We start from the raw sequence: 8,800 nt of genomic DNA, 5'->3' as shown, positions 1-8,800 counted from the left end.
CTGTTTCTTGTTGCACAACTTCATCAATCAAATAAGCAACAGGACTTAGAGATTGGCTTTTTGTGAAAGTCGGTGCACCAGCTTCAGCGATAAACTTCTCGCTAATCGGTTTTTTGATTTCTAAGCGATACACACGGCGCAGCTTGTTTAAGCAATCAGACATTGAGCCATCGCCAATACCGTGACGGGCTTTCTTGTTATCACGAGTCTTAAACGTGAAGTATGGAAAATGTTTGGCCATGACTGCAGTAATGTCTTTACCAACCAAGTAAATGTGGCTGTGTGTTTCGTAGAAGTGGGTAAATGACGTCTCTACGTGATAAGCAGCCAACAAGCTTTTTGCTTGAGGGTCAGTGATAACCGATTTAACTTGGTTAATCATTTTTTTGGCAATTGTTTTGTTATTCATGATGAACACCCTATAAATTTGATTAATTAGATTGAGTTAATGCAAGTTGCGTAAAAATACGTTTTAGGCACACTTTACATGTAACAAGGTGCGGTACCGTGTCCACGGTAACTTCACCTACTTTCATTTTGAATTCTTTCTTTGCTTCATCTGCAGGGAATAAGCCTCCAGCTGAGCACAAGTACTGGTTTTTCTCACGAACCAATTTAGATCCTGAGTAGTCTTCATCAAAAACCAAGTGAGTCACTGTATTTGATTTTTCACCATCGCCCCATGATCCAGCTGACAAGCCTGACATTACAATTTTTACACCAGTGAACCATTTGAACGGTAAAGCACTGAAGTTTTTCTTCTGATCGATAGCATCAAAGATCGGTTTAGCTTGTTGCAGCGCATTGAATAATTCAAACAATGCAGTAATTTTTTTCTTAGCATCCTGTTCAGCCTGGTTCCACTTGGTTTGCGCCTCATACTCAGCACGGGTATACCAGACCACTTGCCCATTTTTTGCATATAGCCAAAGTTTTTTACCAGTCATGAGATGGTTCACCATCGCATCGGGCATATCAAACATGAGGTTGTTAAATGACATAACTTTGTCATTCAGGTTGATAAAAGACTTTTTATCTTCAGGTAGTAGCACCGGCACTAACGTAGAGCGTACTAATGCTTCGTAGTTGTCAGTAGACATGCTAGAACGTGGGAAACTATGACCTGTAAACACTGGCTTAAGATAAGGGTTGTATGGCAACTCAGTTGCTAAAACCTTGGTGGACCATTCTTCCCACAAATTGAACTTTTTAGCTTGTTCAACCATATGGTGCAGATCTGCAGTAGAAATTCTAACTGATGGCATTGAAGGGTTATTTATTGATTCTGGCGCACGAGTTACACGAACAAGTTCTATAACTTCATGCGCTTCAATTGGACCATATTTGCGATCAAGGTTTTTGCTAAGTAATTCATTAATAGTAACCATTTCAACTCCAAGTTTTAAGCTTTCTGCTTCAATATGTTTATTTTAAGATAGAACCTAAACCAAAAACTTTTTTAAAATTATTTATTTTTATTATTGTTTTACTGGTCCTTGCTGCGACTTTTAACAGATAGCAGCTAAAAATAGTAATGAGGATGCTATTAAAATGATGGAAGCAATTAAGGTACCATACAAATAAGCATTGATCCTGGTGCGCCAGATCTAGCGCTGGCCACAACCAAATTTCTAAACCTTTTTTTAATCAATTAAAAAACATCGAATGCGGTTTTCAACTGCCAACCAGTGAAGCAATAGACATGCTTCACTGGTTGTTGTTATTAAGCTTCAGTCAATTCATTAATATCTAGGATATGAACGCCGTTTGATGTCAGTAGCCAACATGAGAGGGTATGTGCTTCAGTGACTTGAAGTATGAGGCTGTTAAGAGTGTCACTAGATTTTTTGCAGTAAAGGCAATCAGGTTCAGGATTGCTACCATCATCATCAATCAATGGCGTGTCAGCAATTAAGCGGTATGAAGCATACTTAATGATGTCAATATCATCGGCATTGATTGGCTCTTTTGAGCTTAGGCGTACTTGCTCTAAACTGAATGCTTCAGGTTCAATCCATTTAACCTTACTGGTGTTTTCAATCTGGTAACTTAACTGAGTGCCGTCAGCAAAAAACACGACAAATTGACCATCTTCAATGTGCTGTACTTTAAAATTGCATGGTATGGTGAATGTGTTGTTCATATCTATGCTCCGACTACTTATAGGCGTTGAGCCTAAGTTGATTAATCGTTTAAAACAGATTCGATAAAAGAGAGTATTTCAGCTTTAAGAGATGCTGAAATGGTTGCAGTATTTAACTGGCTTAAATACATATCAGCTTTGTCTTTTATTTCTTTTGACGTTGCGGTTTTACGAATTAAAACTAATGTATTCCACATATTAAAAGCCCTTTAGGATAGTGATTAAATCTATATTCATTATACAAAGCGCAATAGCTGTTTAATTTTTCTTAAAATTTAAAAATTCAAAAACTTTTTAATCAATTAAAAAACATCGAATGCGTTTTAAAAAATGCCCAAAAGAAAAGGGATAAGGTTTTACGCTTATCCCTGTTTGGGTTTTAGATATGACAATCAACAATCGTGATTATATAGTCGCTTGGAAAGCTCTTGAGCAAGGCTTGGTTTTTGTTTTCCCAATCTTCTTCCTTGCGAATATCCTGTCCAAACATGCCACACTCTGAACCTGTCCAGTCGCCTATTTCATCACCACTGGTCGCATCTAAGAAACAGTATGTACCGAATGGGTTTGCTGATTTTTTAGCTAGGAATTCTTCACGGCTCACCAAAAATTCATCAAATTCATGTCCGAATATGCAAAACAAGTTATCCGTATCATTGGCTTTCATTAATAAGATTGCATCTTGGTTGTGATAGAAATTACGCTTATCGTTCACTGATCCGATTGATTCATCAGACCAAACATCAGCCCATGACCGCCAAGTACGTGAAGCATCACCGATACACTTCTCAAAATAGTCATAAACACGGTTAGCTTCGGTTTTTAAGCGGTTGATTTCGGTTTCAAAATCTAGCTCACCAATCGGACAGCTATCCACTTTTCGTCCATCAAGACGCAACAGCATGTTTTTCCAACGTCCTCCGATTTCATACCAATCGTATTTCGGATTCGGGTTGGTGGTGGTGAAGTAATCGACCACTTTACCGTCAGCATCAAGCTCTATCCATTCTGTCCAACTTTCATCAGGTTTTTCACCTGTCAAAACAGTCGGCGTAACTTTTTCGTTATACCAGTTAATGAACTGTTGAAGCTCAAACACTTCAGTACATGGCACATCTTTTTGATGCCATTGAATGAACATGCCTAAATCACGAATGCGACTTGAGTACGTACCATCATCGTTTTTGACCTGTACCACTGATAAATGCTTACCGCCGTTCGGGAAGTCAGCAAAAATATCACCTTTGTTGTTTTTGATGGCATCAAGCTCTAAGTCTGTTGCATCACGCACGAAACGAGGGTCGTCAAGAAACGCATAGCGTTCTTCACCATCATCTAAGATAGGCTTTGAGTTTTTCATCAAAGTGATTTCTGTCGATTCGTATTGGTCTTTAATTTCGTCCAATGATGATTCTGAAATGCAATATTTGTTTTTAATGCCTGAGCATTCAAATTCGTAAAATGGTTCTAGGGCATCTACAACATCACCATCAGGGGTGGTAACTACTGCAACTGTGAAATGTGACATTTTAAAATCTCCAAGTTTTGAGCCGTGTGCTCTACATCTGAGATTCCATAATAGTTATTAAGTGGCGTTTATAACTTTTTCCTTAAAATATTAATGAAGCTGAATATAACAACGGTAGTGGTTCAATAATGAAAATATTTTAATCAATTAAAATCACCGTATACGTTAAATAAAACTAATATCAATTATTATATTTAACTAAATAAAATAAGGCTCACATATTAAAATAACCTGATTACATAGATGTCAGTTCCACAAATAAATCAGAGTTTACACAAATAAACTAGAGCAAGAATAAAAATTATATTATCTATAAGCTTTAATTTTTCATTTTGTAAAAATATATGCCTGTTAATAATGACAAAATAACGACTATTGATTGCTTCCCAAACGATAATATTAGTCGAGTGGTTTATAGATATGGCGGACTTGTTAGAAACGAAGATAACGATTCAACTAATCCTTTTGTTGAAGTGTTATTAATTGAGATTAGAAAAAGTGATCAATGGTTATTTTTAGATAAGTGCTCAACATTCCTTGTTCCCGTACTTGATCTTGATGCTGTTCAACATGGCAGTATTTGGGATGGAAATGTTTTAACCGATCAATCCTATCGATTTTCAGGAAAACTCATTACAAAACGATTTTCTTTCGACTTCACCAATAATAAACCTAAGAATATAAAACTTACTGACAGAATCCCCAATACTTCTGAATACTACATTCCTTTAAAAAACTATTTCCTCCCAAATAAAGTTGATTATGTTCTACAAGGCTATCCATTCACTAAATACACCAATGATTCATATCGTAAAGTGAATCACTGCTTAATGCATTCCAATGATGGAACTCAAGTCATCACATCATCAATTCATATTTTGCATAGCTTATTCGTAAATCGGAAGGATATTAGGGGACTTTTATTAGGAACTTCGAGTCAATCCATCATTAATCGTTTTTTAGAATCTTATACAACAGAAATTGTGGACGATAATGTTGAATATAAAATTAAAATCAGAAAACCATATGAAGATATAGGCGAGACTGCAATTATTTTTCTTGCTAATCTTGCCTTAAACCCATATGTGCAGACGATAGTTGATAAAATTCAACGAAGTATGGAAATTACCGAATTTAATCATCTTCAGCAGGGTACAGGCAAAAGGTATCCCATTGTGTTTCCGCCACATCCCACAAAGCTTTTCCTTGAAGCAGAAGGAATTTGGCTAGATGACAATAAGACTCGTTTTTTTATCACTAGAGTGAAAAAATTTGATCCTATTAACGATCACATGATTGATGTCAACAAAGACCTAACCAATACAATTTCAAAGCCTGATGAGAAAAATCCTAGACCTAGTGAAAAAAGTCAAAATAAGAATGAGCACATCAATACTCAAAAACCACCATCAAGAACAAGCGGTGAATATCGTAAGCGTTCTGAGGTGGAAACTGGAAATACACAAGGTATTCTGAAGTATTCTTTTAATGAACCAACCAATGATCCAATTGAAGTCGGAGCATCTAATCAACCTTATTCAGATAAATCAGAAGAGGTTGAAACATCTTCTGATGAACCCTATGGTAATCAAAATACTAAGATCAAAAAATCTGAAACGACAGATACACCACCTAGCAGAGATGAACGTTTTGACATTCAATACATTATCCAATCTCTCCAAGAACTTGCTTCTGAAATGGGTTCTCCTCTAGAACATCTGTCTGCAATTAATGAACATGGTGAAATGATAGCGAGTATTAATTTGCTTCAAATCAAAAAACTTGTGCCTGAACCCAAGCATCCATCATGGATTGATTATGATAAAGGGCGAAAATTATTGTTCTTAAAATTAGACTTAAAAGATCAAAATGGATTTTCCTATCTCATCGATATACATAAAAATAAAAATCATGAAGCATTTTGTGCTTTTCTTATTTTTACTCAGAATAAGCTAACAAGCGAACAAATTAAAAAAATCTGTATTGAACTAGAAAATGCCAAGGGAATAAAAAAATGGACACTCTACTGTGATAGTTTCATTCATAAAATGATTGCAATAAAACATTTATACGCAACACCAGATGAATGGAAAAATCGCTTTAAAAATTTATTCATAAGCTTACAGAAGGACAAATCCTAATTAAAGAATATTTTTTATACAATCATATGTGCATGAAATTACTTGGTATTTCATGTTTTCTATAAATTTGCGAAATAGAAAAGAGTGAAATTTTAGTTCAGTTCGCCTATACTAACAGTTCAATTTAAATTTCTATTCGTATTCACACACTTATGCTTTTGACTCCACCCTAGTTTATTTACCCATCTTTTTGTAAATAACTCATCACTGTCTAGTGATGTGGTGTAGTAGCTTGTGTGTCATATATCACATCACTAGCCTTTCCTAAAATTTAAAAAAATAGGCTATTTTCATGTTATCCACTATTCGAGAACAATGGTTCTCCAATATTCGCGGGGATGTTCTTGCGGGTATTGTTGTTGCTTTGGCTCTAATTCCTGAAGCAATTGCTTTCTCCATTATTGCAGGCGTTGATCCTAAAGTGGGGCTATATGCTTCATTCTGTATTGCTGTTGTGATTGCTTTTGTGGGCGGTCGTCCTGGTATGATTTCTGCTGCAACTGGTGCTATGGCTTTATTAATGGTCACACTGGTTAAAGAGCATGGTCTGCAATATTTATTAGCAGCCACAATTTTGACAGGATTTATTCAAATCCTAGCAGGCTATCTAAAATTAGGAGCCTTGATGCGTTTTGTATCAAAGTCAGTCGTTATTGGCTTTGTAAATGCCTTGGCTATTCTAATTTTTATGGCTCAATTGCCTGAACTTACCAACGTCACTTGGCATGTTTATGCGATGACAATCGGTGGTTTAGCGGTTATTTATCTATTTCCCTATATCCCAGTGATAGGGAAACTTTTACCCTCTCCCCTCATCTGTATTGTCCTACTTACGCTCTTTGCCTTATTCATTGGTTTAGATGTAAGAACTGTCGGTGATATGGGGCAATTGCCGGATACGCTTCCAATTTTCTTGCTTCCTGATATTCCTTTAAATCTTGAAACTTTAGCTATTATTTTACCCTATTCACTAGGTTTGGCAGCCGTGGGTTTACTTGAGTCCATGATGACCGCAACAATTGTCGACGATTTAACAGATACCACCAGTGATAAAAACCGAGAATGTAAAGGGCAAGGTGTTGCCAATGTCGCTTCAGGCTTCTTAGGCGGAATGGCAGGCTGTGCCATGATTGGTCAATCCATTATTAATGTGAAATCTGGTGGACGTACCCGTTTATCATCATTTAGTGCAGGGGTCTTTCTGTTAATTATGGTGGTGTTTATCAGTGACTGGCTTAAAGCCATTCCAATGGCTGCACTGGTTGCTGTCATGATCATGGTAGCAATTGGAACATTTAACTGGGATTCACTACGCAATATCCGCCAATATCCCTTATCTAGCAATATTGTGATGATCGTTACAGTCATCGTGGTCGTTGCGACACATAATTTGGCTTATGGCGTATTAGTTGGTGTACTTCTTTCTGCATTATTTTTTGCCAACAAAATTGAACGCTACATGGCAATTCAGTCCGAATTTAATGAACCTGAAAATACCCGTACTTATACGGTAACAGGTCAAGTGTTCTTCAGCTCAGCAGATAAATTTACTTCTGCATTTGATTTCAAAGAAGCACTTTCAAAAGTTGTAATTGATGTTAGTCAGGCTCACTTTTGGGATGTTTCTGCGGTCGCTGCCGTAGATAAAGTGGTCATTAAGTTTAGACGTGAAGGAACAGAAGTCGAACTTATTGGAATGAATGAAGCCAGCAAAACCTTAGTCGATAAATTTGGCATCCATGATAAACCAGATGCATTAGATCGCTTAAATAGCCACTAAGAGGGATGAAAAATGTCAAAAATTATTGCATGTATTGATGGATCATTAGCAACAAATACCGTATGTGATTATGCAGCATGGTTTAGTCAAAAACTTAACGCACCGCTTGAACTTTTACACGTAATCGATACACCCAAAGCTCAAGCACCTCAAGATTTGAGTGGCGCAATTGGCTTAGGTAGCCGTGAAACACTTTTGCAAGAGTTGGTTGAGCTTGAAGAGCGCAAAGGCAAGATTGAACTTGAACATGGAAAAGTTTTGCTCAGAGAAGCAAAAAAATATGTACTCGAAAAGTTCAGTCTGGATGCTCATAGTTTCCAAAGACATGGGAGTTTATTGGAAACTGTTGTTGGATTGGAAGAAGACATTCGTGTGTTGATTATGGGCAAACACGGCACGCAGACTGAATACCGTTCTGACAAAATTGGTTCGCAGATCGAAAGTATTGTCCGTGCTATTCATAAACCCGTATTGATTGCATCCACTCCATTCCAAAAGCCACTTTCATTTTTAGTGGCTTTTGATGGTAGTCCAACTGCAAGAAAATGTGTTGAACGCATTGCGTCAAGTCCATTACTTAAAGGTCTTGCAGTACATTTGGTTTATGTCGGAAATCCGAATAGTGAAATGCAAAATCAGCTCTCTTGGGCAAAAGAGCAACTTGAATCACAAGGTTTTAATATCACCTCGAATACGTTGGATGGTGAAGTTGATAAGGCAATTATCAATTACGCTGAACAGCATCAAATCGATTTGATTGTGGTTGGGGCTTATGGTCATTCAAAGATACGTCAATTTTTTATTGGCAGTACCACCACAAAAGTGATCACAAGCGCTAATAAACCAGTCCTGCTACTACGATAATTTCATGAAGGGGTAGAATTTTAATCTATCCCTTTATTTTTAATAAGTTATAAAAGGAATCATAAATATGAATACGATGTTAATAAGCCCAACTCTAAATGTTTCTTGTTCTGAAAATGTGCTGTTAAAAATATCCTCATACTTTAGTGTATCTCATGAACAAGCTTATCGAAAAGGCGTAGATTCTCTTTTAAAATTAACAGAGATGGTAATAGCAAATAATGAACATTCTGAAACTATTAAACTGGCGAATTCAAACATGAGGTGCGACAGTTTCAAAAGCCATATGATAATCAACAAGCTGAGCAAATTTCTCTAATGGTGTAAGCCAATCTAACGCCTTT

General features: G+C 36.6%; 8 protein-coding genes and 1 pseudogene. 4 read left to right on the top strand and 5 right to left on the bottom strand.

The window, feature by feature from the left end; genetic code table 11:
- The 5 genes from Aba26S_RS19940 to Aba26S_RS19920 form a co-directional block, all read right to left on the bottom strand.
- Window positions 1-409, bottom strand: a 409-nt coding sequence (locus tag Aba26S_RS19940) for a hypothetical protein (protein WP_043974642.1), incomplete at its 3' end; no start/stop codon positions are given.
- 22 nt (window positions 410-431) lie between these two features.
- Window positions 432-1,388, bottom strand: a complete 957-nt coding sequence (locus Aba26S_RS21545; RefSeq protein WP_227504909.1) for a hypothetical protein — start codon at window positions 1,386-1,388, stop codon at window positions 432-434.
- A 335-nt stretch (window positions 1,389-1,723) separates the two neighbouring features.
- Window positions 1,724-2,143 (bottom strand): hypothetical protein, encoded by a 420-nt coding sequence (locus Aba26S_RS19930; RefSeq protein WP_214288679.1) that lies wholly within the window; start codon window positions 2,141-2,143, stop codon window positions 1,724-1,726.
- Window positions 2,144-2,184: 41 nt separating this feature from the next.
- Entirely contained in the window at window positions 2,185-2,340 is a 156-nt protein-coding gene (locus Aba26S_RS19925; RefSeq protein ID WP_005006030.1) for a hypothetical protein, read from the bottom strand.
- A gap of 182 nt (window positions 2,341-2,522) precedes the next feature.
- On the bottom strand, window positions 2,523-3,671 hold the full coding sequence (locus tag Aba26S_RS19920) for a hypothetical protein (protein WP_042892727.1): 1,149 nt from the start codon (window positions 3,669-3,671) through the stop codon (window positions 2,523-2,525).
- A gap of 344 nt (window positions 3,672-4,015) precedes the next feature.
- On the opposite strand from Aba26S_RS19920, the gene Aba26S_RS19915 reads away from it, so the two are divergent.
- The 4 genes and pseudogenes from Aba26S_RS19915 to Aba26S_RS21540 all read left to right on the top strand — a co-directional run.
- Window positions 4,016-5,812: a hypothetical protein gene (locus tag Aba26S_RS19915; protein ID WP_043041684.1), complete on the top strand. Its 1,797-nt coding sequence runs from the start codon at window positions 4,016-4,018 to the stop codon at window positions 5,810-5,812.
- 292 nt (window positions 5,813-6,104) lie between these two features.
- Entirely contained in the window at window positions 6,105-7,592 is a 1,488-nt protein-coding gene (locus Aba26S_RS19910) for a SulP family inorganic anion transporter (protein ID WP_043041686.1), read from the top strand.
- A gap of 12 nt (window positions 7,593-7,604) precedes the next feature.
- Entirely contained in the window at window positions 7,605-8,456 is an 852-nt protein-coding gene (locus Aba26S_RS19905; protein WP_043041688.1) for a universal stress protein, read from the top strand.
- Window positions 8,457-8,523: 67 nt separating this feature from the next.
- Window positions 8,524-8,703, top strand: a pseudogene (locus Aba26S_RS21540) (hypothetical protein); the annotation flags it as partial.
- Between the last annotated feature and the right edge of the window lie 97 nt (window positions 8,704-8,800).

Source organism: Acinetobacter sp. NBRC 110496, from assembly GCF_000876115.1.
In the GTDB taxonomy this organism is placed as follows: Bacteria; Pseudomonadota; Gammaproteobacteria; order Pseudomonadales; family Moraxellaceae; genus Acinetobacter.
The sequence above is the reverse complement of the archived record's forward strand: the minus strand, read 5'-3'. Positions and strand labels throughout refer to the sequence as shown.